The organism is Pseudarthrobacter sp. NKDBFgelt (assembly GCF_046097905.1).
Taxonomy (GTDB): Bacteria; Actinomycetota; Actinomycetes; order Actinomycetales; family Micrococcaceae; genus Arthrobacter; species Arthrobacter polychromogenes.
Map to the genome: position 1 here is coordinate 1 of NZ_JBJURL010000058.1, position 26,705 is coordinate 26,705.

Below are 26,705 nucleotides of genomic sequence, written 5' to 3' on the forward strand. Positions count from 1 at the left end.
ATGCGTTTGTTGCCCGGGCGATGGTGGACTACTCCGTGTCCTACTACCGCGCTGACAGATACAAGCTGTGGGTTCCGGCGTCACGTGGGCCGGGGCGGCGCCGAACGCCTGCTGGCTGTAGCAGCGGACCACTGTCCCGGGGCCCTGGCGGGCCGCGCGTCCCGCACGCTGGTCGGCAGAAGCGCGGGAGCAGGAAACCGTTACCAGCCCGTTCATTCCCCGGGCGGCGTCGCGCCGCGGCTCACGGGACAGCCCCGAGTCGATGACCAGCCTGACCCCGGGCACAGTCAGCGACGACTCGGCCAGGTCCGTGGAAACGATGATTCTCGCGTTCTCCTCCGGCTGGCGCCCGGATACCGCCCGGTCCTGCTCGGCTGGGCCTACCCTGCCGTGGAGTTCCAGCACGTCAGTCCCCGGGCCCACCCGGCTTCGCAGCCCCGCCGCAACCCGGGACACTTCCCAGGCCCCCGGGACGAAGACGAGCACGTCGGCAGCGCGGTCCATTGCCAGTGCTTGCCGGTGGGCCCCGGCAGCGGTGTCTGCGATGAAATCCAGGAAAGCACGCGTCACTCCCCTGCCGTCCAGCCGCGGGCCGGGCGCAGGACACCACTCCGTCTCCAGCGGATGGAGGGCCGAGGGGCAGCCAACAACGGGAGCCGGCCCGCCGCCGTCGTGGTCTCCCAGCAGGGCAGCGAACCTGGGGGCGTCCAGGGTGGCGGACATGGCGACGACGGTGAGGTCGCCGCGCAACTGGCGGACTTCGGTGAGCATGCCAAACAGGAGATCCGTTTCCAAGCCGCGTTCGTGCACCTCGTCCAGAACTACTGCGCCGGCCGCCGTCAGGTCCGGATCGGCCAGCAGGCGTCGCAGCAGGATGCCGGGCGTGACGAATTCGATAAGGGTTTCGGGTCCAGTCCGGCGCTCTCCCCGCACCGTATAACCCACACGGCTGCCTAGCGGGCTGCCGTCGAGGTCAGCGAGTCGGCGGGCTGCGGCACGGGCGGCTACACGGCGCGGCTGGGTGACAACAATCCTGCGGGGCCCTGCGGCGGCGCCGGCTTTCAGGTGCGCCTCGAGGTTCGCAAGAAGTGGTGGAACCAGGGTGGTCTTACCCGTTCCCGGCGGCGCCTGGACTACCGCCGTTCCTCCCGTCACGCCATCGCCCAGCGCTTCGGCCAAAGCCGCGAGCGAGCCGGCAAAGGGCAGGCCAACACCGATGGCCGGGAGGTCGAAGGCACGGCCCGGTTGGGGCACCTGCCGGCGGCTGGGGGAAGTCATCCCTCCATTTTGCCCGGCGCTTCAGTCAGCTACGGACAACGGGCCCCGGCGGGCACAGGGTGCCGGGCCTGTAAAGCGGAGGATTCAGGGCTTTCCGGCGCCCTTGCCTTTTTCCCTGGCTTCCTTGGCGGCGTCTGGAAGATTCTGTTCCTGCGGGGCGGGTTCAGGTGCCGGGACCGGAGCGGCGGCAGGTGCCTCCGGCTGAAGCTGGACCGGCTGGGACTGCACATATTCCGGCGCCGGCACCGGCACCGGCTCAGGGGTGGCGACGATCGCCGCAGGCGCCTCCGCCGTGGTGACAGCTGCTTTTGCGTCTGCGGCCGAGGCTGACTGGGCCGTGATGGTGCGGGTGACATCTGCCCGGACCGCCTCCAGGGCTGCATCGATCCCCCGGTACCGGGCCGCGGAGATTGAACCCTGGCCGGCGGCCAGGTCGAGGTCCCGTTCAAGCGCCTCAAGGGCATCGAGAACTCCGTCCAGCCTGTTCTCAGCGGCGGCCTGGGTGACGTTGAGAACGCGGATCTGGAAGCCGCGGAGGGTGGCCTCATCTGAACCGGCAGTGCTCAAACCCGGGAAGACGCTGACTGCGCCTGTAACCAGGGCGGCCGCCGCCGCTGCCGCGGCGAGTCCGGCCCAGAACCTCCGGTGCGGGCGCCCTGGCGGGGAGCCTTGCGCCCCACCCGGCTGGAGATGGTCAGGCGGCATGCCTGCCCCGCAAGGGCACGACGGCGGCAGGACGGGGATAAAGGACGGTCACGGCTGCAACGTCCCCAGCAATCCTGTCCCCTGCAGGCGCGGCAGCGGTTTGCAGTGCCGGGACCGCGGCGAGGGGCGCGGGTGCCGTCCGGGCTGCTCCGGCAACCATTCGCCGCACGGCAAACCGGACCACAGCAGCCAGCAACTGACCGAGCCCAAGGCCCAGAAGCACATGGCCGGCGAGGTACTGGCCTCCGTGGCCCACGGCGCCGTACGGGGCGCTGGAGGCAAGGGCCGCTCCGGCTGCGGCCACCAAGGACCAGATGGCAACAACAACTGCACTCATTCGACCCGCTCCCGCCACTCCAATTAATCAGCAAGCTTAGTACTAATGGTCAGCAAGCTTACTACCTGAATTGGATGTTGCAAGCGTGGCGCGGCGGGAAAACAGTAACCCGCCGGGCCTACTGCCGCAGGTCAAGGGCCGTCAGGAGACGCCTCACCGAGCCGCCCAGGTTCCACTCGGTGGCGAGCCGTTCGAGTTCGGCCCGTGGTTCATCCGGCACGGGATTCAGTTCCGCACCCGCCTGTTCGGGACTGGGCAGGTCCAGGTCCCGCACCAGCCTTACCACGGCGGGCGCCACAGAAAGGTAGTCCGCGGCGGCGGCCAGCTTGGCCCTCACGGGGGCAGCCATGCCGCTGCCGGGATGCCCGGCCGCTTCCAGCAGGCCCTCCAGGGTGCCGTACTTCAGCAGCAGCGAGGCCGCGGTTTTTTCGCCGATTCCTGCAACCCCGGGCAGGCCATCGGAGGCATCACCCCGCAATGTTGCGTAGTCGGCGTACTGCTGCGGCAGCACCCGGTACTTGGCCACCACTACTTCTTCGGTAATGACCTCCAGGTTCTTCATGCCGCGGGCTGTGTAGATCACGCGGACCTGGCGTTCGTCGTCGCAGACCTGGAAGAGATCGCGGTCGCCGGTGACCACGTCGACGGGAAGGTCCGCGTGGCTCGCATAGGTGCCCACGACGTCGTCGGCCTCATGGTTGGGGGCGCCCACAATGGCGATGCCGGCGAGCCCAAGAACCCGGCGGATCATGGGAAGCTGCGCCTCCAGCGCGTCCGGGACAACTTCGACGTCCGGGGCACCCGCCACGGCCTCCGCCACCCGGTGGGCCTTGTAGGTGGGCAGGAGCTCCACCCGCCACTGCGGCCGCCAGTCGTCGTCCCAGCAGGCAATGAGGTGCGTCGCCCCATAGTCCGTGGTGAGCCGGGCGATCATGTCCAGCAGGCCGCGGACGGCGTTGACCGGTGTGCCGTCCCCGCGGCGGATCGTGTCCGGCAGTCCGTAGAAGGCGCGGAAGTACAGCGATGCGGTGTCCAGCAGCATAAGGCGGTCAGGCATGCTTCGATCCTCACATGAATCAGCCCGGTAACGGGGCAACGGCTCCGGCACTTTGCCGGACTGTCCTCGGCTAGGAGGCCCAGTCGGAGTCGCCGAAGGCCTGTCCCCGGAAGTGTGCCCGCAGGTACTCCCCCACCACCGCGGCGCCCAGATTCCCTGCCTCGGGAGCGACAACCCGGCCGCCCACCCTGCGCACCATGCGCTGGACGAACCGTTCCAGGCTGGGGTCGGCCCCCAGCCGGAAGAATGTGGCCTGCGTGCCGGCCCTGCCCAGCCGGTCGAGCTCCGCGACCGTGACTCGGATGGTTTCCGGGTCGGAGGGCCAGCAGAACCACGCCTCGCCCTCCGGCAGCAGATGGGCTGTAGGTTCGCCGTCGGTCACCACCAGGAGGACAGGCTGCATGGACGGGTGCCTGCGGAAGAAACGGCCTGCAAGCAGCAATCCGTGATGCAGGTTGGTTCCCTGCTCCCGCAGCGGCGGGAGGGCGGTGAGTCCCTCGATGTCCATTGCCTGGGCATGGCGGCCGAACGTGATCAGTTCCAGCCTGTCGCCGCGGAAACGGGTGGAGACCAGGTGGTGCAGCGCCAGCGCGGTGCGTTTCATCGGAACCCATCTCCCCTCGGCCGCCATCGAAAAGGACACATCCACAAGGAGGACGACGGCGGCCTGCGTCCGCGCTTCAGTTTCGCTCACTTCGATGTCCGCCGGGGTGAGGCGGAGGCCGCTGCCAGGGGTTCCGCCGCCGGCAGCGGTGCGGCTGATCGCGTTGGTCAGCGTGCGGGTGACGTCCCAGGGCTCGGCGTCCCCGAACTCCCACTGGCGGCTGGATCCGGTCTGCTCCCCGGCGGCCGCGCCGGCAACCCGGGTATCCCGGCGCCCCTGCCGCCCTGACAGCTGCTTGGCCGTATCCCGCAGCAGGGACTTCCCCAGCCGCCGCATGGCCTGCGGTGAGAGCCGCAGGTCACCGTCCGCGCCCCGCCTCAGATACCCGCCGTCCTGCATCGCCCGTTCGATGTCGGCCAGCGTGCGGGCGGTGACGGCGGCGTCCTGCCCGACCTGGCGCGCCAGGGCATCCAGGTCCAGGTCGCCGAGGGTGGAGCCGTTGTAGGACTGGGAAAGCTGTTCGGCCAGCCCGTCCAGTTCGGCGATGTCCTGGAGCACACCGGTGCCGTCGCCGAGGCCCAGCCCCTCCTGGCCCTCGAAGCGTTCCGAGCCTGTCCAGTCTTCGCCGGGGCGCAGGGCGCGCAGGCTGTCGTCGAGCTGGTCAAGCTGGGACATGAGTTCCGGCGATCCGAAGGCCTGGGCCGACAGCCGCATCAGCTCTTCCCGCTGCTCGGGGGACATGGACTGCAGGAGCCGCTGGGCAGCAGCGGCCCGCTTGGCAAGGGCGTCAATCAGTTCCTCGACCGACTGGGGGTTTTCAGGGAAAAAGCCGCCGTGGCGGGCCATGAACTCCTGGAAGTCTTCATCGGTATCCTCGCCGCGCCGGTGTTTGTCCAGCAGCGTGTTCAGGTCGCGCAGCATGGCGCTGACGGCTTCCCGGTCCTGCTCCGTGGCACCCTCCAGCGCCTGCTTCATGCCCGCAAACCGCTGGTCCAGGGCCTCGCGGCCCAGCAGGTCCTTGATCCGTTCGTAGGCTTCCCGTGCCGTGCCGGACTGCCAGTCGTAAGAGGCCAGGTCCTTGACCGCCGCAGCGGTGGACGCCGGCAGGTTGTGCAACTGCATTTCCCGGAAGGCACGGTCTGCATTGTCCATCATGGCATCGCGGGCCAGCTGCTTGCGTTCCTCCAGCACGGCAGTGTCCAGGAGCTTCTTCACCTCGTTGAGGGTGCCGTCCAGGTTGTGCCGGCCCAGCAGGTCATTCCGGCGCTCCTGCACGCGCCTGGCGAGATCGTCCAGGCCTTCCCGGTTCCGCCCGCCGCGCCGGAGGAACTCCTGCAGGGCGTGGCGGGGCGAGTACCCTGCCATCACGTCCTCGGCGACGGCGTCCAGCGCCTCCGCCAGGTCAACCGGCGGGGCGAGCGGGTCCGGCCCGCCGGCGTACCGTCCGTACCTGGCGGAATGGTTATGGATGTTCATGGTGCCGCCCGTCCCTCGCTTCAGCCACTTGCCCAGCCACGCACCGTGGTGCCGTCAGCCGTAGACCGTCTCCGCGTCGTCGGACTCCTTGGAGATCCGCCGGGCCAGGTAGAGGCCTTCCAGCGCCAGTTCGATGGCGGCCGCCCGCTGGCCCTCGTTCCCGGCGCCGAGGCGGCTGCCGATCTCGTCATACAGGCCTGCCCCGTTCAGGGACGGCAGGCCTTCAAGGAACTCCCGTGCCGTCACGTGCTCCCCCGTGGTCACCGTGGTGTGGCCGTCCAGCGCTGCCACCAGCGGGCCCAGGTCCAGGCCCTGGAAATGCGCCCGCACGGCTTCGGCCGTGGCCGTGCGCAGGAGGTGGTCAAGGACGGCCTGTTCCCGCCCTTCCTCACCGGATTCGAATTCGATCTTGCCGGTGAGGACTTCCACTGCGGTGTCCAGGTCCACGATCCGCGCGACGGCCTCGGCTTCGCCGCGCATGCTGGCTCGGCGGAGGGCCGCGGCGGCCACTGTTTCGGCGCCGGCAATGGCGAACCGTGCCGAGACCCCGGAGGTCTGGTTGATCGCCGGGGACTGCCTCAGCGCACGGGTGTAGCGGGCCAGGATTTCGAGGATCACCGGCGGGACGTCGGCCACCAGCTGCCCCTCCTGCCGGATCACGGACACCTCGTCGTCGAGCTCTAGGGGGTAATGCGTCCTGATCTCCGCGCCGAAGCGGTCCTTCAACGGCGTAATGATCCGGCCGCGGTTGGTGTAGTCCTCCGGGTTGGCGGACGCCACCACCAGCACATCCAGCGGAAGCCGGAGCACGTAGCCACGGATCTGGATGTCCCGCTCCTCCATCACGTTGAGCATGGACACCTGGATCCGTTCGGCAAGGTCCGGCAGTTCGTTGATGGCGATGATGCCGCGGTTGGAGCGCGGGACAAGGCCGTAGTGGATGGTTTCCGGGTCCCCGAGACGCCGTCCCTCGGCCACCCGCATCGGGTCGACGTCGCCAATGAGGTCCGCGACGGAGGTGTCCGGCGTCGCGAGTTTCTCCACGTAGCGTTCCGACCGGTGGCGCCAGGCTACCCGCAGCCGGTCGCCCTCGGTCAGGGCAAGGGCGCGGGAATGCTCGGTCATCGGATCGAACGGGTGTTCATTCAGTTCGGACCCCTCGATGATGGGTGACCATTCATCCAAGAGCCCGGCCAGGGCGCGCAGGAGCCGCGTCTTGCCCTGCCCCCGCTCGCCGAGCAGGACCACGTCATGCCCGGCAAGCAGCGCACGCTCGAGCTGGGGAAGCACCGTCCGGCCGAAGCCGTAGATCCCCGGCCACGGATCCTTGCCGGCCGCGAGCGCGGCGAGCAGGTTTCCGCGGATTTCCTGGCGCAGGTCCTTGAGGACGTGGCCGGAGGCACGCAATTCACCAACGGTGAAAATATCGGGACGATGGGTCACCACTACACCGTAGCCCCGCACCATGGGTGACAAAAGCCCCTGCCGGTGCGCGCTTCCATCCCCCAGCATTGGTGCAGAGGTTGCCGCGTGGAACATGGAGGTGATGGCGTGTCCAGGGAGCCCGTAGGGAGCGCGTCAAGGCTCTCGGTGGTGATCCCCACCCGGAATGACGCCGCGATGCTCGCGGTGTGCCTGCACCTGCTGTCCCGGCAGTCCAGGCCCGCGGACGAGATCATCGTGGTGGACAATGCCAGCAGCGACGATACTGCCGCCGTCTGCAGCGCAGCGGGAGTCCGGCGGATCCTGGTCGATGTGCCGGGTATTCCGGCCACCACCGCTGCCGGGTTTGATGCGGCGGCGGGAGATATCATCGCCCGGCTGGATACGGACTCCAGGCCCCCGGCAGACTGGCTGGAACGTGTGGAAGCCGTCCTGGACGCCGCGGGCCCTCTGTCCCTGGTGACCGGGCCCGGCGAGTTCTATGGCGGGCGCCGCTGGATCCAGTGGGCCGGACGGCACGTCTTCCTGGGCGGTTACTTCAGGGTGGTCGGCTTCCTCCTGGGCCATGCGCCCGTTTACGGGTCGAACTTCGCGCTGCGCCGGGATGTGTGGCAGGCGATCGGCGGCAGCGTGGAGAGGAACAACCCCGAGGTCCACGACGACCTTGACATCTCCTACCACCTCCGCCCGGAGATGGCGGTCATCTACGCCCCAAACCTGGTCATGGGGGTCTCCGCCCGGCCACTCACCAACTGGCCATCCTTCCGCCGCCATATCCGCATGTCGCTGGTTACCTTCCGGGTGGAGTTCAGGGAGGAACCGCCACTGCGGCGCCGCCTGGAGCGGGCACGGGCGCGGCGCAGCCTGGAGACGCACCGCAGGCGGGCAGGAAGAGACGACGGCGGATAACGTTCAGGCAGGCCCGCTGTCCTTCGCGTACAAGGCCAGGAGATCGCGGCTGAACTGGTGCGGCGACGTCTCGCACGGGCTGTGCCCGCCACGGTAAACGGCGATCCTGGCACCAATGGCCTGGGCGAACTTACGGTGCAGCTGCAAAGGCCAGAGATCATGTTCGCCCACTGCCACGAACTTCGGAAGGGACGCAGCAGCCAAAAGACCGCGCAGGTCCGGGACGTTCTTCATCAGCACGTAGATGTCCCGCACTGAAGCGCGGCGGGTGAAGCGGAAACGGTAATTGACGAACTTTTGGCGGCTCCTGGGCACGCGGACGAAGCTCCGCCGGATTCCCCAGATCAGCAGGGCGGCACCGATCCGTCCATTCGCCCAGCTGCTGAACCTGCCAATCCGGCTCACGCTGCGGAAACTCTGTCCGGGCTCCGGCGGACAGCTCAGGAGCGTCAGCGTCTGGAACAGGTCCGGCCGCTGCGAGTAGGCAATCTGGACAACGATCGCGGCGAACGAATAGCCCACCACGTGGGCCGGCTTCCCGGCCGCGTCAAGGACCGTCAGGAAGTCTTCAACGAATAGTCCGTAGTCGTAGTGCAGCTGTGGCGGCACCAGGTTCTCCGGCCCTGCCGCCGCCGATTCGTACTGGCCGGCCATGTCGTAGCTGAGCACAAAGTAACCTGCGGCGGCCAGGTCCGGCATCATCAGCGAAAAGTCCTCTTTGGAGCCCGTGGCGCCCGGGACCAGGATGATCCAGGGATCATGAGGATCGCCCATGGCCCGCGCAGCGAGCTGCCCGCTGGGCGCCGGGATCCGCATGGACTGCGATCCCGGAGGCGGGCTGGCCCAATCGACGTCGCCCAGCCCGGCATCGAGCAGGGCAGCCTCGTCCACGCGGGCCGAACCGAACTCGTCAGGGCTGACCCCTAAAGGCGGCTGGTCCTGGGCTCCCATCGTCCCAAGATAGCCCCGAGGCCCGCGTTTCGTGAGAGGCGTGCGCCGTGGGGCGCTGCGAGACCTTCCGGACGAAGGCGTGCAGCCGGAGGTACACCTCCTGGGATTCCGGATAGCGGTAGTCCTGCTGCCAGGTGTGCTCGGTGTTGGCGTTGGACCACTGGTAGATCAGGGTGTCCACCGGAACGCCGTGGAATTTGAGCCTGCTGATGAAATTTACGTTGGCCTCGTACAGGAAGTCACGTTCCGAGGTAGTGACGAATACCGGCGGGAACCGGCCGTCGAGCCACTCGATGGGGGACATGAAGCCGGCCTGGGTCTTCAGCCGTTCGATGGCTTCCGGCGTGGTGAAGGGGTTTCGGATCCGGCTCCGTGCCGGGCCTGCCGGGGGCAGCAGCATGCGGACAAAGTTCAGGCTCATGATGAAGCCGCTCTTGAAGAACACGGAAAAATCAACCACGCTGCAGTGCTGCACAAGGCCCCTCAGGTGATGCCCGGCCACAGCAGGGCAGAGGGAGTAGTGCGCGGCGAGCTCGGGCCGCAACGTGGCAGCCGTGAACAAAGCGGCGATCTGTCCCCCGGCGGAGTCGCCGCCCAGGACCACGCATTCGGGATCACCGCCGTAACGCCCGATGTTGCTGCGGACCCACGCTACCGCGGCGTTGGCGTCATGGAGCACATGGCCCATGTGGAAGCGGGGCGGCGTGCGGTAGTTGACGTTGACCACCACCATTCCGCCCGACGCCTGGTTGGCGCAGTACTTGGTGACGGCCGATTTATCCCCGGACGTCCACCCTCCGCCGTGGAAATACACGTAGACCGGAAGGGCCTCGCCCCCGTCAAGCACGATGTTCCGGGGCGTGAGCACGTCAAGCCGGTGCCCGGCGGCCGCATCGTCTGCATAGGTGATGTCATGGACGTAATCGACGTCGGTGCGGGGATCCGTGTTGAACCTGACCCGTTCGCGGGAGCTCACGCCCGCCATGAGGAGCCGCCAGCTCCACACCGGCACCCGGCGCAGCAAGCCCCGCACTCTCCGTGCCAGCGAAAAGGTGCTGCGTGGATCCCGGACCGCCCTGGTCATCCCTTAATGGTACCGGGCGGGACCCTTCACAAGCGGCCTGGCAGTGGTGCGGGAAGTCAGTCCAGGTCGGTGGGCGCTGCCCGGTCATCCACGGCTGCGGTGAGGTGGTCAATGCGCTCGAGGGCTGCGGTCAACTGCTCAACGGCCGACCACAGGCCAGGGTGCTGTTCCCTGATCTGCTCCAGCGTGACCCCGGCAGACCTGAGGGTGGCAAGGTCGAAGCTAACGTTTGTGCGCGCCCCCGCCACTGCCGCCCTCAGGGCGCCGAATCCGACGACGACATCGGCGATGAGGGCCGGGTTGCCGTTGCCGGCGAGCCAACCAAGGTCGTCAATGGCAGCGACAGCCCGCTCCCCCAGGACGGCCGATGCCTTGGCGGCATCGACGGAGGCGCGGTGGATCGCCTGATCCCGTTCCGGGCCCTTTTCGAGCCGAAAGGCGGCGCCGAACGCTTCGGAGGCGGCAGCGTCGTCGTCGGCCAATCTAAGGGCGGCCTCCCGAAGCGCACGGGCACGCGCATGAAGGGAGGCGAGTTCTGCCCCCTGGTCTTCCTGCGGTTCCGTGTAGCCGGCAACCATTGATGCCAGTGAAGCGGCAATGGCAAGCATCACGCCCGTCCCGGCGCCTCCGCCCGGTGAACCTTTGGACTCCGCTAGGGCACGCGTCCACTCCTCAACAGTTGAGCGCTGGGTGGTCACGGCATCGGTATCAGTCATGCCATCAAGTGTGCCCGGTGCCGGCCCGTCATCGTGGTTCATTTGGCGGGGCATCCGCCTCCGGGGCACTCCGCGGGTCAGGCGCTGCCCCGGACCGTCCAGGCCCATCAAGGACGGTGGGGACGTAGTCGAGCAGCTGCAGCCTCCCGTCGAAGGTCCGGCTGTCCACCATCTCGAGCGCAACGTCCGGATAGCCGTCGAAGATCCGTTCCCTGCCGGTGCGGCCTGTGATGACAGGGAAGACCACCAGGCGGAACCTGTCCACCAGGCCTGCGTTCAGCAGCGACCGGCACAGGCTCAGGCTGCCGAGGGTGCTCAGGGGATGGGTGCCTTTCCGTTTCAGTTCCTTCACGGCGTCCACGGCGTCCCCGCGGACCAGCGTCGAATTCGGCCAGCCCAGCGGCCCCCGGAGCGTGGAGGAAAAGACGACCTTGGGCACCGCTGCAAGGCCGGTAAGGCTCGCCCCTTCTTCTTCGGAAAACCCCGAGCCTCCTGCAGCGGCTTCCTCTGACATCCCGGACATCAGCCGGTAGGTGTTCGCGCCAAGAAGGTACGTGCACTCCTTGTGGCCCTCCTCCTCGAGCCAGGCCAGGTATTCCGGTCCTTCCAAGCCCCACCAGCCGGGCCATCCCTCCGCTGAGGCGCAGCCATCCAGGGAAATGATGAGGTCAACCATCAGCTCAACCGAGGATGACTCCCGTTCAGATGCCGCGCCCATGGCCGTCTCCTTGGTGGCAGGTCGCGGCAATCGTAGCCCCGTGCCGGCAGGACCTTCAAGGCCGTACTTGCCTGTCGGCAAGACGGCGTCGGAAATCTTAGGCTCGAACCGACAGAGCTAAGCGGCACTCGGTTGGTGACTCACGTGCGCTATAAGGTGGCCCGCTAAGCGCTATCGTCCGCCCTCGATCCTGCGGCTGCGCTGCTCCTGCGCCATCGGGCCGTACGGATAGACCCCCGTTTGGGGCTGGCTGACCTGGGTTAAGTGGCCGGCTTCGTCGGGGCTGAGCTGCAGGCTGGCTGCGGCAAGGTTGTCGGCGAGCTGCTCCGTGGTCCGGGCACCCAGGATCACCGAGGTCACCGCCGGCCTGTCCACCAGCCACGCCAGCGCCACTTGGGACGGACTCACTCCGCGGGCGGCCGCAATGTCTTCCACGGCGCCGATCACCTGCCAGGTGCCGGGATTGCTGTTGCGTGCCTTCCAGGCCTCCATGCCGCGTTCGGGGTTCTCGCCGAGCCGCGTTGCACCCTTGGGGGCCTGGTCCCGCTTGTACTTGCCGGACAACCAGCCGCCTCCCAAAGGCGACCATGGCAGCAGTCCGATTCCGGCGTCGAGCGCAGCGGGAACGATTTCGGATTCAATGTCCCGCACCAGCAGGCTGTACTGGGGCTGCAGGGTCACCGCCGGAGTCCAGCCGTGGGCGCGGGCAAGGTGGACGGCCTTGGTCAGCTGCCACCCCAGGAAGTTGGAGAAGCCGTAGTAGGCGATCTTTCCGCGGCTGACCGAGTCGTCAAGGAAGCGCAGCGTCTCCTCGAGCGGGGTGATCGGGTCCCAGGCGTGCAGCTGGTACAGGTCGATCTGTTCCACGCCCAGGCGCCGGAGCGAATCGTCCAGGGCGCGGGTCAGCCTCCGGCGGGAGGTGCCGACGTCGTTCGGTCCCGTCCCCATCGGAAAGCGGCCTTTGGTAGCTATCACCGCCGTATCCCTGAGGTGCGGGCGCCTGCCCAACCAGCGTCCGATGATCTCTTCCGAAACTCCCGTGCTGTACACATCAGCGGTGTCGATGAAGTTGCCGCCGGCGGCAAAGTAACTGTCCAGGATGGCGTGTGACGATTCCTCGGTGGCCTCCGCCCCGAACGTCATGGTTCCGAGCGCGAGGGTGGACACGACGGTGCCGCTGCTTCCCAGGGTTCTGTACTGCATGGTTCTCCTCTTTTTAGTTGGCGGCGGGAGTTGCGGCCCGGGCGGCTGCATCCCGGGTGGTGGTGCGGATCCGGTAGAGGCTGGTGGTTGCGGTGATGTAGAGGTCCTGGCCGTCCGGGCCCCCGAAGCACACGTTGGATACCTTTTCAGGCACGTCTACCGTGTCCAGGAGCTTGAATGACGGTGAATAGACACGCACTTCCGGCCCGGCTGAGGTCCAGATCCGGCCCTGGACGTCCACGCGCAAGCCGTCGGCAGCATGGTCTTCGTCAAGCTCGACGGCGGGTGCCCGGCGTGTGCACGCGCCGCCCCTCACGTCGTAGGAGGCGATCCGCAACGGCACGCCATGGTCCGGACCGGCCGTGTCCGTCACGTAGAGGACTGACTCGTCAGGCGAAAACGCCAGACCGTTCGGATACACGAGGTCCGTCACCACAGCTGTAAGGGTCCCGGAGTCAGGGTCAAACCGGAATACGTAGCAGCCCCCGTACTCCTGCTCCCCCTCGTGCCCTTCCCGTGTTCCCGGGAGGATCCCGTAGGGCGGGTCGGTGAACCAGATGCTGGAGTCGCGCGCAACCACGACGTCGTTGGGTGAGTTCAGCCGCCTGCCCTGGAATGAGTCAACCAGTCCTGTCACGGTCCCCTCGACGTCCCGCTCGATGCGGCGGCGCCCGTGGCTGCACTGCACAACGCTGCCGTCGGCGTCCAGGGTCCGGCCGTTGGTGAACCCGGCTCCGGTGGCGTATACCCTTGTGGTCCCCGTGGCCGCCTCGAACTCAAGGATGCGGTTGTTGGGAATATCGCTCCACCGCACGGTCTGCGAGGACGGAACCCACAGGGGCCCCTCCGCCCACACCGAGCCTGTGGACAGGCACTCCAGCCGGCCTTCCGTTAAACCGTCGCCCATTCAGGTCCCCTCGCAATCCGTTGTACTGAGTGGCACGCGATAGGGGAAACGATAGCGCGAAGAGGTAAAGCGGGACGGCATTGGGGACAGCAGCGCGGTTGACGGGTGTTGTCTCCGGCCCTGCCGGGCAGTAACGCTGATGTAACGCTTCGCGGCGTAGAACTGGCGACGTGTGGGACCACCACGCCGCTGATACGTTCACTGCCGCAGCTGCGCCAATGGCGCAGACCGTTGCGTGTAGAGGCCAAGGAGCCCAGGATGTCCAACCTGTTCAACCAGAAAATCATGATTCTGCGCGCGCCTTCCCTCGGCGCCACCCGTGACCCGTTCGATGGCCCGGGGGCGTCCCCGGGGCTCGAAAGCACCGCCCAGAACATCGCCGAACGCGCTGTCAGCATGACGGTGGAAAGCGACGAGAACCCCTCCGGCTCAACCCTCAACGCCCTGCGGAACGACCCCACGGTCCTCGGCTTCGCTCCCGCCATGCCCATGAAACTCATCGAACCCTTCGACGCCGATGCTGCCCCGTCCGCCGCGGCAACGTGGGGCGTCAAGGCCGTGGGCGCACACACCTCGCCCTTCTCCGGTGCCGGGGTGACGGTCGCGGTCCTGGACACCGGCATCGCTGCAAACCACCCGGCCTTCGCCGGCGTCAACCTGGTCACAAAAGACTTCACCGGCGCGGGCAGCGCCGAAGACGACAACGGCCATGGCACCCACTGCGCCGGCACGATCTTTGGCCGCGACCTCTCAGGCCAGCGGATCGGCGTCGCAACCGGCGTCCAGAAAGCGGTCATCGGCAAAGTCCTCGGAGGCCCCAACGGCGGCAGCAGCGACATCCTGGCCTCCGCCATGCTTTGGGCCGCCGACAACGGCGCCCATGTCATCTCCATGTCGCTGGGCATCGACTTCCCGGGCTGGGTGGACGAGCTGGTGAAGGTGCACGGCCTGTCCATCCCCGCCGCCACCTCCATAGCGCTTGAAGGCTACCGCGCCAACGTCCGGCTGTTCGAGCAGCTCGCCAACCTCCTCAATGCGCGGGCCTCCGTTGCCCAGACGACGATCGTGGTCGCAGCCGCCGGCAACGAAAGCGAACGCACCGGCAACCCCGCATACGAGATCAATGTGGCGCCACCGGCCGCAGCCTTCGGGATCACGTCCGTGGCCGCCCTGGCCGACGGCGGCGGCGGACTTACCGTGGCACCCTTCTCAAACACGATGGCGACGGTGGCCGGTCCCGGCGTCGGGGTGTTCAGCGCCTGGCTCAACGGCGGTACCAAAACGATCAGTGGCACCAGCATGGCCACCCCGCACGTGGCCGGCGTGGCGGCGCTGTGGGCGGAGCGGCTTCTGGCACAGGGACCCCTCAGTCCTGTACTGCTCCAGGCAAAACTGATCGCTTCCGGAACGTTCAAGCCGCTCAAGGCTGGCACGGATCCCGTGGACGTTGGGGCGGGCCTGGTCCAGGCACCCACGAACGCCAACTAGGGTGGCCCGGCGTTTTATCCGAAGCGCTCGATGACTGGCTTGCAGTAAGTCCCAAGGAGCGGACACATGGTCATACCGGACGACGTGCTTACCGCCACCCAGGCGCGGTTCCAGGCCCGCAAGGGTCCGCGCGCGGGTACGGAGGAAAAGATCGCGGAGGCCCATACCCCGCAGGGAAGCATCCTCAACGTCGATTCGACCGAACGGGTGGAACTGCGCAGCCGGCGGGTCATGCGCCAGCCGATGGTGATGGACGCGCTCAAGGCGACGGCGGACACCTCACCGGCAGCGGACGGCCAGGTGTGGGACGAGCTGGTGCTGGAGCGGATTATCGGCGGGAACAACCTGCTGGGCATCGCTTTCCTGGAGTTGGGCACGTCGGTGGCACGCAGTGTGGGCAGGGTTATTGTCCGTGACCGGTTCCAGATCCGCTCCTTCGGCACGGGGTTCATGATCTCGCCGCGCCTGGCCCTGACGAACAACCACGTGCTGGCAGACGCCCAGTCTGCCCGCTTCTCCCGGCTGGAATTCAACTTCCAGAACGGCGTCAGCGGCCTTCCCCTCGCTGCATCGCAGTTTGACCTGGAGCCGGACACCTTCTTCCGGACGGACGCCGGACTGGATGTCACCGTGATAGCGGTTGCAGCGGCGTCACGTCCCGACGGGGCGGGTGCCTCGGTGCCGCTGGCCGGCTTCGGCTTCAACCGCACCTCCAAGGAGCAGGGCAAGATCCTGCTGGGCGAGTCCATCAACATCATCCAGCACCCGGAAGGCCAGGAGAAACAGCTCGCGCTTCAGCAGAACGAACTCATCGACCGCTTTGACCAGTTCCTGCACTATCACACGGACACATCGCCGGGCTCCTCCGGTTCACCGCTGTTCAACAACCAGTGGGAAGTCCTGGGCCTGCACCATTCCGGCGTCCCTGCCCGCAATGCGGCAGGAGAGATCCTGACCGTGGACGGGACCGTGTGGGACAGGACGCAGGATGAGCTGCGGATCCAATGGGTGGCAAACGAGGGGATCCGCATCAGCAGCATCCTGGCCTGGCTGGGTATGCAGGCCGACGGCATGACAACCGAAGAACGGGCCCTGGTGGAGGAAGCCCTCAACCCGCCTCCCTTGCCTGCTGATCCGCCGCACCCGGTGGAACTTCTGCACCCGGTGGAGGAAGGGCAGGCCCCGGCGCAGGTCCAACTGCCTCAACCCGTAAAGCAGCCAGCCGCCACTGCGGAGGGGTCCGTGTCCCTGACCATCCCCCTCCACATCACTGTCCGGCTCGGTGCGGTACAGGCGGCAAACGAACCGGACGCCCCGTCCGAAGACCGGACCGGCGACGCGGATCCGGGCGGCGGGGACGCGGTTGGCACGGGGACTGCGGTGGCCGATGAAGCCGTGGCGATAGACCCCGACTATTCGGGAAGGAAAGGATACGACCCCGTCTTCCTGGGTGTGCACGTTCCGTTGCCGGCCCTCACAGCCGAACAGCGCAGCGACGCAGCACAGAACCGGCGCGCGGCCCCTGGACGGGATCCAACGGTGCTGGATTACCACCACTTCAGCCTCGTCATGAACCGCAGGAGGAGGCTGGCCCTCTACACTGCCGTGAACGTCGATGGCAGCCTCAGCCAATCCCCGAAGCGGGAACGGGACAAGTGGTACTTCGACCCACGGCTGGACCGGTCCGAACAAATTGGCGGAGATCTTTACGCTGGCAATGACTTCGACCGTGGGCACCTTGTCCGGCGGCTCGATCCGGTCTGGGGTCCGGACACCGTTGCACGGGCAGCGAACGATGACACCTTCCATTTCGCCAACTGCTGCCCCCAACATAAAAAGTTCAACCAGGGGGCATCGCTGTGGGCCGGCCTGGAAGACTACCTGCTGGACACCGCAAAGGCTGACAAGCTGCGGCTGTCGGTGTTCACGGGCCCGGTCTTCACCGACAGCGATCCGGAGTTCCAGGGAACCCGCATCCCGCTGGCGTTCTGGAAAATCCCCGTTTTTCAACGGGCGGACGGCACCCCTTCCGCCAGCGCCTACATGATCAGCCAGCATGAGCTGGTTGAGGACATGCTGAAGGAGGCCTTCACACCGGTTACCTTCCAGGTCCCTGTCCGCAGGATCAGCGAACTTACCGGACTGGACTTCGGCCATCTCTTTGGCTGGGACCCGATGAACAACGAGTTCGAGCCGCTCCCCCGGGCCCAGGAAGCACTGGCCACACCAACTCCCGCCCGTGAAATCCTTACCTTCGAGGAGCTTCAGCTCTAGCGGCGCGGCTGCTCTGATAGCGGTTTCCTCTGACGAACGGGAAGGATATGAAGGCAGTTGTTGTGGGCGCGGGCATTGCGGGCCTGGTGGCGGCCCGCCAGCTGGGTTCCGCGGGCTGGGACGTGGAGCTCATCGAGAAATCACCCGGCCCACGGCCCGACGGCTACATGATGGACTTCTTTGGGCCGGGGCTCGAGGCGGCGGAGCGGATCGGCCTTTACCCGCGCCTCGCAGCGGTGGCGTACCAGGTCGAGGCAGTCGACTACGTGGATGGAAAGGGACGCCGCACGTGCAGCCTCGATTACAACCAGTTTGCACGGCTTGCAGGCGGGAAAATCCTGAGCCTGCTCCGCCCTGACATGGAGCGCGCCGCGCTCGCCGCTCTCGACGACGTCGCCCGGGGCCGGGTGCGGATCAGCTACGGCGCGCAGGTTTCCCGGGTTTGGAGCGATCACGACGGCGTGCGGGTCACCCTCAAGGGCCTGCCGGACGCGCCCCTCGCCGGGGACCTCCTGGTGGGCGCCGATGGAATCCACTCAACGGTGCGTGCCCAGCTCTTCGGCCCCGAGGACGAATACCTGCGCCCTTTGGGAATGCGTGCGGCCGCGTTCACTGTGCCGGGGCCGCTCCTGGACGAACGGTTCAGGAACCGGTTCGTCCTCACGGACAGCATCGACAGGATGGCCGGGCTCTACAACCTCCGCACGGGCGAAGTGGCGGCTTTGTTGGCCTATCGGGACTCTACGGCCGCGGCGGTATGCCGGGGGTCCGGGGATGCGCGGGAGCGGCTGCAAGGGGAGTTCGCCGGACTCAGCGCCGCCGTCGACAGGGTGCTGGAGGCCTGCCCCGAGCACGTGTACGACGATGTCGTTGCCCAAATCATCCTGCCGGGCTGGCAGAAGGAGCGCACCATCCTCCTGGGGGATGCCTCCGGAGCCGTATCGCTCCTGGCAGGCCAGGGCGCCTCGTTGGCGATCGCCGGGGCAGCACTGTTGGGTGACTTCCTCGGACCAGTGGCTTCCGCTGACGGCATCAGACCTGCGCTCGCCGGGTTCGAGGAGCGATGGAAACCCGTTGTTGAAGAGGCGCAGGCAGCCGGGCGGCGCGCTGCCTCGTCCTTCCTGCCTCGAAGCAAAGCCCAGCGCCTGCTGCGTCGGTGGGTCATACGGGCCTCCCGCGTGCCGGGAATCGACCGGGCCGTGGCACGAAGAATCGTTGGCAGCCACTGACCTGCCGAGGCTCGCCCGCAGTGAGCTCGTCCCATGGGAAGGCAGGCACACCAGGGATCTAGCGGCAGCCGTCAAGAATGCTGACCATCACGTCGTGTTCGGCTTGTGTGACCCAGAGTTTGTACGTGGCCTTGACGGCAGTTTGGCGTGCCACGTATTGGCATCGGAAGGCCTTGTTCGGAGGCAGCCACGTGGCGGCGTCCTTGTCGCCCTTGGCGCTGTTAGTTGGCCCGTCGGCAGCCATGAGGTTCAGCGGGTCGTTGGCGAGTTCCTTGCGCTGGCCGGCGCTGAGCTGCTGCGCACCCTTCTGCCAGGCGTCGCTGAGCGGGACGATGTGATCGATCTGCACGTCGGAGCTGGTGTCCTGGCCGCGGGTGAAATTGATGGTCGCGCCGGTGTACTTGTCGGCCAGGGTGCCGGCGGTGACCACGCAGTTGTTGGTGCCGGGCTTGAACGTTTCGTTGGTCAGATCCCGGGCGAGAATGTCATTGCGGGTGTCGCAGCCGTTGCGGTCGACGTCAGCCCAGGCTGGTCCGAACTCGTCCCGGCTGTAGCCGGTCTTAGGGGCGCGGCCCTTCACCGGGATTCCTTGCAACTGGTCAAGGGCTTGGGCAACATCAACGGCAAGGGACGGGTCCGCCCGCACTGGCGCCTCCGCTGCACTGCCTTGAGCAGATTCAAGAACTTCAAGGGCGCCGGCTGCAGCGTCACAACCGGCGAGTGAGCCTGCCAGCAGTAGGGAGGCTGAGAGGGTTAGGGTCTGGGCGGCGAAGCGGATGATGTGAACGGTCCTTCTGTTGCAGCGGGCTGTTCCACGCTAGCTCCGACCACCGCCGGCCGCCGGGAGGCATGTCCGTGGTGCCAGCCACACGTCGCGCTCCTGGAAACAGCGGCCGAGCCGTGTGATGCATCCAAGTCCACCACGGCGGTTTCAATTGATGCTTGACGAAGCAGCCTGCTGGCAGCCCCAGCACCCAAGCAAGGCACCCTCACCTCACACGAGTTAGGTATGCTAGGCCGAAAAGCAAGGGGGCCCGGTATGGTCAAACGTAAAGCGACGGCATTGGACGTTGCACGGCGGGCGGGAGTGTCCCGCAGCGCGGTATCACTGGTGCTCAACGGCAGGGCAACCGGCAACGTCACCGCAGAACGCCAGGAGCGCGTGCTCCGCGCCGCGGCAGAGCTGGACTACACGCCCAATTCGGTTGCCGTCAGCCTGCGCAACCAGCAAACGTCAACGATCGGCATCATTACGGATGACATCGTCACCAGCCCCTTCGCAGGCCGGCTGATCAGCGGCGCGTCCCGCACGGCCTTGGCCCGCGGGTACATGGTCCTGGTGGTCGACACAGAACATGACAAGGCCCGCGAGAGCTCCGCGGCGCAGCAGCTCGTCCACCGGCAGGTGGACGGAATCATGTATGCCGCCGGCAGCCTGCGCGAAATTACCGCCCCGCCGTCGATGCTGACCTTGCCGGCCATTCTGGCCAATTGCACCGATGCGGCCTCCGGGCTCCAGTCGGTCATACCGGCAGAGGTCGAAGGTGGGCGCGCCGCGGCACAGCTTCTGATTGACCTGGGCCACCGCCGCATCGCGCTGCTGACCGGAACCCTTAGCTCCCCTGCCGCCCCGCAGCGCGAACAGGGTTACCGCGAGGCGATGGAAGCAGCAGGGCTGGGCCGTGAACAACAGCACGTCCACGCGACCGGATGGGACATTGATGAGGGCTACCGGGCCGCTTCCTCCGTGCTGGGCGGCAGCAACCGGCCGACGGCGATCGTCTGCTCGAACGACAGGGTAGCCACCGGAGTACTGCTGTACGCGGCCGCCGCGGGACTGCGCGTACCGCAGGATCTGTCCGTGGTCGGCTACGACGACCAGCAGAACCTGGCCGCGAACCTTGTTCCCGCGCTGACCACGGTGGCGCTTCCGCACGCCGAAATTGGAGCGGCGGCCATGTCCATGCTGCTGGATGCGGTGGAGGGAAAAAGTACGGCCACGGAGGACACGGAAGAGGGAACGATCCACGTGCCCTGCCGGATTATTCCGAGGGCTTCCACCGCCGCCGTCCCGGCCGGCTAAGCAGACGGGTGCTTCCACAGCTGCTGCACTGCTGAACCCCTAAGGGACAGCCACCGCCAGCGCCCGCCTGTGTACTTTCCCCACACGGCCAGTCCTTCCTGCACGTTCCGAATGACGCAGCACAAGCAGCATCGAAAATCACTTGACACGTGTTAGGTCAGGTATTTACCCTACTTAACACGTGTTAGGAGGAGCCGACAATGACGTCTGAGAAGACACCGGGGCAACCAGCCCCCTCATATGCACCGCGGCCCGGCAGCGGAATGTCACAACTCACGCGGCGTTCCATGCTCGGCCTTACCGGACTGGCCGTGGCGGGAGCTACCGTAGGAGCCTGGCCGCGCCTGACCGGGACCGACATTCCCGGCCGTGGCAGCAAGGCCCTGAACATCGCCATCCTTGGAACCGCAGCGGACGCCGCGGCCCGCCAGGGCCTGGTTCAGGCCTTTACCGCCGCCCATCCGGATATCCCGGTGCAGGTGCAGGCCATCCAGGGCGCCGACTGGAAGGACTTCTTTTCAAAAATCCTCACCATGGTGGCGGCCGGCACGCCGCCGGACGTCGTCTACGTGGCCACGGAGGGCGCCCAGCTTTTCGCCGACAAGCTCGCAGAGCCACTGGATGAATATGTCCGCCGGGACGCAGCCGACATGGGCGACTACTTCGATGACGTTCATCCGAGCCTGCTGGAAGCCTTCATGTACCAGGGAAGCCTTTACCAGCTTCCGCTGGACTGGAACGCGGCGAACATGTATTTGAATACCACCACCTTTGCCCAGGCCGGCCTTGACCGCCCCAAGGACGACTGGACGCAGGATGACTTCAGCGCCACCCTCCGCGCCCTGCGGAAGGCACGCCCGGCCGACTTCACCCCGTACTACTGGACCAACCGGCTCTTCGGCGGTGTTGTGCCATGGCTGTACGCCAATGACACCAGCTTCCTGACTGAGAGTAAGGCTTCCGGCGGCGACTGGCTGTGGGACCGCTTTTATCCGAACGATCCTGCCCGGGCAACGCGCGGCGGCGGGTACCAATGGCTGGCTCCCAACGCCGAGGACGCGCGGGTTGTGGAGACCTTTGACTACCTGCGCGAACTTGTTGCCGAAGGACTGGGCGTGCGGCCTGAATCCGGCGGCGGCAACGCCCTGGTGGGCTTGTTCGCGAACAACCGCATCGGCACCACGCCGGCGGGGGGCTACTGGGCGCAGGGCCTGCATGAGGCCGGCATGACGGCCGACCAGTTCGATGTGCAGTTCTTCCCCCGCTGGCGGACGCAGCGGCACCAGTTCGGTGCTGCCGGCTATGCGATCATGCGCACGGCGAAGGACAAGGACGCAGCCTGGGAATGGGTGAAGTTCTGCTCCAGCCGCGAAGCGATGCAGTTGGCCATTCCCAAACCGAACACCACTCCCACCCGCCGTTCGATGGTGAACGAGTCCTTTTATGCTGCCACCGGGCCCCGGCACTGGAAGGTCTTCTACGACACCCTGGACAGGTTCCCTACCTCAGGTCCGATCCCCGCGCCGCCGCAGCAGGCCGCCGTGGAAACTGCCCTGATGAAAAACGTTTCCGCCGCTGTCAGCGGCAGCTCCGCCGGCGTACGGTCAGCGATGGGCACCCTGCAGCGTGATCTCGAACTGGCCCTCAGGAGGAACGCATGACCACCACTTCCGCCGCCCCGCGCCACACCGTAAAGCCACCGGCAGCGCGCCGCTCGTTCGTCGAGCGGTGGCTGGCAATGATTTTCCTGGCCCCCACACTGCTGGGGATGGCCCTGTTCACTTTCCTGCCGATCATCGGCTCGCTGGTCCTGGCCTTCTTCCGCTGGGACATCATCTCAGCACCCCAGTTCGTCGGTTTCGCCAACTTCGCCTCCCTGGCACAGGACCCCACCGTCCGCGTGTCCTTCCTGAACACCATCGTGTTCGTGGTCGTCGCAGTAACCCTTCAACTCGGCATCGCACTGACCCTGGCTTCGATGCTCCAGGCCAGGATGCCGTCCTGGCTCAGGGTCTTCCTCCGTTCCACCTTCTTCTTTCCCCTGGTGCTGTCCGCCGCATCGGTGTCCATCTTCATGCGGTACATGTTCAACGAACAGTTCGGCGTGGTGAACTGGCTCCTGTCGCTCATCGGCATTCCCGCAGTCCCGTGGCTGACCAGTCCCGTGGCCTCTGCCGCCGTCGTTGTCCTGGTTTACGTCTGGCAGAACTTCGGGTTCTCCTTCCTCCTGTTCCTCGGCGCCCTGAGCAACATTCCGAAAGAACTGCACGAGGCAGCGAACCTGGACGGTGCCACGGGCTGGAAACAGTTCAGCAACGTCACCCTTCCACTGATCAGCCCCACTGTGCTGGTCGCTTCCGTCATGGCGATCATCAGTGCCCTGCAGGTCTTCGACCAGCCGTACGTCCTGACCAACGGCGGACCAGGGGATTCCACCCGCACCGCCGTCATGGTGATCTTCGAATCCGCCTTCCAGCAACTGGAATTCGGCGAAGCCTCGGCCATCGGTCTGGTCCTGACCGTGCTGATCCTTGCCGTCACCGCCCTGCAATTCCGCCTCAGCCGCCGCTTCGTCTTCTACCAGTGAGGTCCCCTATGTCCAGCCAGACCCTGCACACCGGGACCGACGAACATTCCGGTTCCAGCACCGGCACGCCGGCCACCCGCAAGACCTACCGCAACCGCCGCCTGCCCGCGGCAGGAACCGTCGGCAGGTACGCCGCGCTGGCGGTAGCTGCGGCGCTGACCCTCGGCCCTGTCCTGTGGACCCTCTCCACGTCGCTGCGAACGCCGTCGGAATCCTTCAACCTGCCGCCGTCCTTCCTGCCCCTCAACCCCGACTTCACCGCCTACCAGGAGGTGTTCAAGCAGATCAACGTTGGCCTCCTGGTCCTGAACAGCGCCCTGGTGACCGGGCTGATCGCGCTTGGCCAGATGGCTTCCGCCACGCTTGCCGGCTACGCCTTCGCCCGCCTGGACTTCCGCGGCAGGAAAGCCATCTTCTCCTTGGTGCTTGCAACAATGATGGTTCCGGTGCAGGTCACCATCGTCCCGGTGTTCATGCTCATCCGCGGGATGGGCCTGTCCGATACCCTGCTGGCCCTGATACTGCCGGCCATTCCCACCGCCTTCGGCACGTTCCTGATGCGCCAATACTTCCTGGGCCTGCCCAATGACTTTGCGGAAGCGGCCGCCCTGGACGGCGCCGGACCATGGCGGATCTTCCGTTCCGTCTACGCACCGTTGGCGGTCCCGGGCATGGCCATCGTTGGGATCCTTGCTTTCAACTTCCACTGGAACGAGTTCTTCCGGCCGCTGATCCTCACTATCAGCGAACAGAACTTCACCCTCCCCCTCGGCCTGGTCACGCTCCAGGGCAACCTCGGCACCGGGAGCATATCGGTGGTCCTCGCCGGCGTGATCCTGTCCATGCTGCCCGCACTGGTCGTCTTTATCTTCGGTCAGCGCACCCTGCGCGAGGGCCTCACGGCCGGCGCAAGCAAATAACACGTACTTTCAAAAGGAACCCCATGGATACACTCACCCCGACCAGCACGGCAGCCACAACAGACAGCTACCGCCCGGCCCTGCACTACACGGCGAAGGACACCTGGCTCAATGACCCCAACGGCCTGATCTTTCACGACGGCGTCTACCACCTCTACTACCAGAACAACCCGCTGGGAAACGTCTGGGGAAACATGTCCTGGGGCCACGCCACCTCCACCGACCTGCTGACCTGGACCGAGCACCCCGTCGCCATCGCCTGCGACGAAAACGAGGACATCTTTTCCGGCAGCATCGTCCACGACCGTCACAACACCAGCGGATTCGGCAACGGATCCACTGCGCCCCTGGTGGCGATCTACACCAGCGCCTTCAAACCGGGTTCCCTGCACGAGGGCGTCCAGGCCCAGTCCCTGGCCTACAGCCTGGACGGGGGCTACAGCTGGACAAAACACGGCGGCAACCCTGTACTTAACCACGGGTCCGCCGAGTTCCGTGACCCCAAGGTCATCTGGTACGACGGCGGCGCGGACAGTTACTGGGTGATGGTCGCAGTCGAAGCCACAGACTTCCAGGTGGTGCTTTACAAGTCCCGCGACCTGAAGTCCTGGGAACTGCTGAGCACCTTCGGGCCGGCAAACGCCACCGGCGGGGTCTGGGAATGCCCGGACCTGTTCCCCCTGCCCGTGGACGGCGACCCGGAAAACGTGAAGTGGGTCCTCACCGTCAACCTCAATCCCGGCGGGCCCAACAACGGCTCCGCCGGCCAATACTTCATCGGTGACTTCGACGGAACCATTTTCACCTCCGCCAGCACCGTGACCGAAGGCCTCCAGGACCCGGACCGGCTGGGCGAGTACCAATGGCTGGACTGGGGCCGCGACTACTATGCCGCCGTCTCCTTCAGCGACGCGCCGGACAACCGCCGCCTCATGATCGCCTGGATGAACAACTGGGAATACGCCAACCAGATCCCCACCACGCCCTGGCGCAGCCCCATGAGCCTCGCCCGGGAAATTTCACTCCAGAGCAGCGACGGAGAGCTATGCCTGGTCCAGCAGCCCGCGGGTGACTGGACTGCCCTGGCCGGCACGGAGCCGTTCCAGCTTTCCGGAACCACCATCCACGACGGCGTGCAGGTTCTGGCGGGCGCGGCCGGCGCTGTACAGCGGGTCGACGTCACTTTCACGCCCGGAAGCGCAGAGGAATTCGGCCTCATCCTCCGTGGAGACGGCGTCAAGGGAACCCGTGTCGGCATCCGCCCCCGCGAAGGAACACTGCTCGTGGACCGGCGGGAATCCGGGAAGTCTGACTTCCACGCATCCTTCAGCTCCGTTGACACCGCTCCCGTCCTGGCCAGGCAGGGTACCTACGCCCTCACCATCTACGTGGACCGCTGTTCCGTTGAAGTCTTTGCCCAGGACGGCCAGGTCACCATGACCGAACTGGTCTTCCCGGCCGAGACCAGCACCGACCTCGCCGTCTACGCCGTAGGCGGCACGGCGACCATGAACAGCCTCCAGGTCACGCAGCTCGGCTAGGGCAGCACCACAGCAAGGAACAACAGGCATGCACAACAACGGGAAACCGAACCCTCCCGGGCAGGTGATGGACGTCGTCGTTATCGGGGAAGCCCTGATGGACGTCGTCACCACGCCTGAGGGGTCCAATGAACATCCCGGCGGGTCACCGGCCAATGTCGCCTACGGCCTGGCCCGCCTGGGGGTGGGCACCGGACTGCTCACGTCCATGGGCAATGACCACCGTGGTGACGCACTTGAGGAGCACCTCACGGGCGCCGGGGTGACGCTCCTGCCAGGCTCCCGGTCACAGGAGAGAACATCGACGGCGACCGCCACCCTCGCCCGCGATGGCTCGGCGAGCTACGCCTTCGACATCGCCTGGGATGTGGCACCGCTGGATCCGGCCCTTACTCCCCCAAGGATCGTCCACACCGGTTCGATCGCGAGTTTCCTGCCACCGGGCGCCGGCAGCGTCAAAGCCATGCTCCAGGAACTCCGCGGCGAGTGCATCATCACCTACGACCCCAACATCAGGCCAGACCTCTTGGGATCCCATGCCGAAGCACGGCAGACGTTCGAGGAACTGGTGCAGCTCACCAGCGTGGTCAAACTCAGCGACGAGGACGCCGCATGGCTCTACCCGAGGAAGACCTTCGAGGAAACCGCCACCCACATCCTGGATCTGGGAGCGGAGCTGGCAGTCATCACCAGAGGCTCATCAGGCTCATTGCTTGCCACATCCACTACCACCCTCAGGATTCCTGCAGTGAAGACCTCCGTGGTTGACACCATCGGCGCCGGCGACTCCTACATGGCGGCCCTGATCCTGGGACTCCTCACACGCGGCACCGGCGGCCTGGCCCCTTCGGTCCTCGACCAGCTGGGATGCACGGCGGCCGCCGCGGCCGCGATCACCGTATCCCGGGCCGGCGCCCGGCCCCCCACCGAAGACGAACTCCGCACACAGCTCCAGCTTCAGCATCAGTCCCGGCTGCATTCGCACGCCTAGGGCGTGTCTCCTAAATCGAGGGATGGCTGGCTGGAATGCTTAAGGTGTGTCGCGAACTTCTGTCTTGAGTGATGATCAGTGGTCCCGGATCGAGCCGTTGTTGCCGAGCTCTGACGGGAGGCGTGGACGTCCGTTCCGGGGCAATCGCAAAGTCGTGGAAGGCATCATTTACCGGTACCGGTGTGGGATTGCCTGGCGGGACCT

24 protein-coding genes are annotated in these 26,705 nt (G+C 66.5%); 11 read left to right on the forward strand and 13 right to left on the reverse strand.

Going from position 1 to position 26,705, the window contains the following annotated elements; translation table 11 throughout:
* From ACKAE7_RS14920 to ACKAE7_RS14945, 6 genes are all read right to left on the reverse strand, one after another.
* Positions 1 to 1,278 (reverse strand): helicase-related protein (locus ACKAE7_RS14920; protein WP_408979590.1); only part of this gene is annotated, 1,278 nt, incomplete at its 3' end.
* Between the two features lie 84 nt (positions 1,279 to 1,362).
* The gene (locus tag ACKAE7_RS14925; RefSeq protein ID WP_408979591.1) at positions 1,363 to 1,845 is read right to left on the reverse strand and encodes a hypothetical protein; all 483 of its coding nucleotides are present in this window, start codon (positions 1,843 to 1,845) and stop codon (positions 1,363 to 1,365) included.
* 127 nt (positions 1,846 to 1,972) lie between these two features.
* Positions 1,973 to 2,320: a hypothetical protein gene (locus tag ACKAE7_RS14930; RefSeq protein ID WP_188809002.1), complete on the reverse strand. Its 348-nt coding sequence runs from the start codon at positions 2,318 to 2,320 to the stop codon at positions 1,973 to 1,975.
* A gap of 118 nt (positions 2,321 to 2,438) precedes the next feature.
* A complete protein-coding gene (locus ACKAE7_RS14935; RefSeq protein ID WP_188809003.1) occupies positions 2,439 to 3,377 on the reverse strand; it encodes a 5'-3' exonuclease in 939 nt (312 codons plus the stop codon).
* Between the two features lie 70 nt (positions 3,378 to 3,447).
* Entirely contained in the window at positions 3,448 to 5,457 is a 2,010-nt protein-coding gene (locus ACKAE7_RS14940; RefSeq protein ID WP_408979592.1) for a vWA domain-containing protein, read from the reverse strand.
* A gap of 54 nt (positions 5,458 to 5,511) precedes the next feature.
* Positions 5,512 to 6,900 carry a sigma 54-interacting transcriptional regulator gene (locus ACKAE7_RS14945; protein WP_408979593.1) on the reverse strand — a complete coding sequence of 463 codons (1,389 nt, stop codon included), beginning with the start codon at positions 6,898 to 6,900 and terminating at the stop codon, positions 5,512 to 5,514.
* Between the two features lie 108 nt (positions 6,901 to 7,008).
* On the opposite strand from ACKAE7_RS14945, the gene ACKAE7_RS14950 reads away from it, so the two are divergent.
* Positions 7,009 to 7,809 carry a glycosyltransferase family A protein gene (locus tag ACKAE7_RS14950; protein ID WP_408979594.1) on the forward strand — a complete coding sequence of 267 codons (801 nt, stop codon included), beginning with the start codon at positions 7,009 to 7,011 and terminating at the stop codon, positions 7,807 to 7,809.
* Positions 7,810 to 7,812: 3 nt separating this feature from the next.
* Here the strand turns inward: ACKAE7_RS14950 and ACKAE7_RS14955 are convergent, their stop codons facing one another.
* The 6 genes from ACKAE7_RS14955 to ACKAE7_RS14980 form a co-directional block, all read right to left on the reverse strand.
* Entirely contained in the window at positions 7,813 to 8,760 is a 948-nt protein-coding gene (locus ACKAE7_RS14955; protein WP_188809006.1) for an alpha/beta fold hydrolase, read from the reverse strand.
* Entirely contained in the window at positions 8,720 to 9,844 is a 1,125-nt protein-coding gene (locus ACKAE7_RS14960) for an alpha/beta hydrolase (protein WP_408979595.1), read from the reverse strand. Before ACKAE7_RS14960 ends, ACKAE7_RS14955 begins: the two co-directional genes overlap by 41 nt.
* Positions 9,845 to 9,900: 56 nt before the next feature.
* Complete coding sequence (locus tag ACKAE7_RS14965) at positions 9,901 to 10,560, reverse strand: cyclodeaminase/cyclohydrolase family protein (RefSeq protein WP_188809007.1); 660 nt, start codon at positions 10,558 to 10,560, stop codon at positions 9,901 to 9,903.
* A 28-nt stretch (positions 10,561 to 10,588) separates the two neighbouring features.
* Complete coding sequence (locus ACKAE7_RS14970) at positions 10,589 to 11,278, reverse strand: dihydrofolate reductase family protein (protein ID WP_188809008.1); 690 nt, start codon at positions 11,276 to 11,278, stop codon at positions 10,589 to 10,591.
* 171 nt (positions 11,279 to 11,449) lie between these two features.
* Positions 11,450 to 12,481 (reverse strand): aldo/keto reductase, encoded by a 1,032-nt coding sequence (locus ACKAE7_RS14975; RefSeq protein ID WP_188809009.1) that lies wholly within the window; start codon positions 12,479 to 12,481, stop codon positions 11,450 to 11,452.
* 13 nt (positions 12,482 to 12,494) lie between these two features.
* Positions 12,495 to 13,388 (reverse strand): SMP-30/gluconolactonase/LRE family protein, encoded by an 894-nt coding sequence (locus ACKAE7_RS14980; RefSeq protein WP_408979596.1) that lies wholly within the window; start codon positions 13,386 to 13,388, stop codon positions 12,495 to 12,497.
* Between the two features lie 258 nt (positions 13,389 to 13,646).
* On the opposite strand from ACKAE7_RS14980, the gene ACKAE7_RS14985 reads away from it, so the two are divergent.
* The 3 genes from ACKAE7_RS14985 to ACKAE7_RS14995 all read left to right on the forward strand — a co-directional run bounded on the left by ACKAE7_RS14985 (position 13,647) and on the right by ACKAE7_RS14995 (position 18,379).
* On the forward strand, positions 13,647 to 14,876 hold the full coding sequence (locus ACKAE7_RS14985; RefSeq protein WP_188809011.1) for a S8 family serine peptidase: 1,230 nt from the start codon (positions 13,647 to 13,649) through the stop codon (positions 14,874 to 14,876).
* Positions 14,877 to 14,942: 66 nt separating this feature from the next.
* Complete coding sequence (locus ACKAE7_RS14990) at positions 14,943 to 17,150, forward strand: DNA/RNA non-specific endonuclease (RefSeq protein WP_188809012.1); 2,208 nt, start codon at positions 14,943 to 14,945, stop codon at positions 17,148 to 17,150.
* Positions 17,151 to 17,197: 47 nt separating this feature from the next.
* On the forward strand, positions 17,198 to 18,379 hold the full coding sequence (locus tag ACKAE7_RS14995; protein ID WP_188809013.1) for an FAD-dependent monooxygenase: 1,182 nt from the start codon (positions 17,198 to 17,200) through the stop codon (positions 18,377 to 18,379).
* A gap of 58 nt (positions 18,380 to 18,437) precedes the next feature.
* Here the strand turns inward: ACKAE7_RS14995 and ACKAE7_RS15000 are convergent, their stop codons facing one another.
* A complete protein-coding gene (locus ACKAE7_RS15000) occupies positions 18,438 to 19,115 on the reverse strand; it encodes an HNH endonuclease family protein (RefSeq protein WP_408979599.1) in 678 nt (225 codons plus the stop codon).
* Positions 19,116 to 19,418: 303 nt separating this feature from the next.
* Here ACKAE7_RS15000 and ACKAE7_RS15005 point away from each other — a divergent pair, with 303 nt between their 5' ends.
* The 7 genes from ACKAE7_RS15005 to ACKAE7_RS15035 form a co-directional block, all read left to right on the forward strand.
* Entirely contained in the window at positions 19,419 to 20,462 is a 1,044-nt protein-coding gene (locus tag ACKAE7_RS15005) for a LacI family DNA-binding transcriptional regulator (protein ID WP_190611865.1), read from the forward strand.
* Positions 20,463 to 20,725: 263 nt separating this feature from the next.
* Positions 20,726 to 22,123 (forward strand): extracellular solute-binding protein, encoded by a 1,398-nt coding sequence (locus ACKAE7_RS15010; protein ID WP_188809015.1) that lies wholly within the window; start codon positions 20,726 to 20,728, stop codon positions 22,121 to 22,123.
* The gene (locus ACKAE7_RS15015; RefSeq protein WP_188809016.1) at positions 22,120 to 23,049 is read left to right on the forward strand and encodes a carbohydrate ABC transporter permease; all 930 of its coding nucleotides are present in this window, start codon (positions 22,120 to 22,122) and stop codon (positions 23,047 to 23,049) included. The genes ACKAE7_RS15010 and ACKAE7_RS15015 overlap by 4 nt, the downstream gene beginning before the upstream one ends.
* 8 nt (positions 23,050 to 23,057) lie before the next feature.
* Positions 23,058 to 23,969, forward strand: a complete 912-nt coding sequence (locus ACKAE7_RS15020; RefSeq protein ID WP_188809017.1) for a carbohydrate ABC transporter permease — start codon at positions 23,058 to 23,060, stop codon at positions 23,967 to 23,969.
* 23 nt (positions 23,970 to 23,992) lie between these two features.
* On the forward strand, positions 23,993 to 25,510 hold the full coding sequence (locus ACKAE7_RS15025) for a glycoside hydrolase family 32 protein (RefSeq protein ID WP_408979597.1): 1,518 nt from the start codon (positions 23,993 to 23,995) through the stop codon (positions 25,508 to 25,510).
* Positions 25,511 to 25,538: 28 nt separating this feature from the next.
* Positions 25,539 to 26,501 (forward strand): carbohydrate kinase family protein, encoded by a 963-nt coding sequence (locus ACKAE7_RS15030; protein ID WP_408979598.1) that lies wholly within the window; start codon positions 25,539 to 25,541, stop codon positions 26,499 to 26,501.
* A 46-nt stretch (positions 26,502 to 26,547) separates the two neighbouring features.
* Positions 26,548 to 26,705: transposase (locus ACKAE7_RS15035; RefSeq protein WP_408978268.1), on the forward strand; the 158-nt coding region annotated here is incomplete at its 3' end.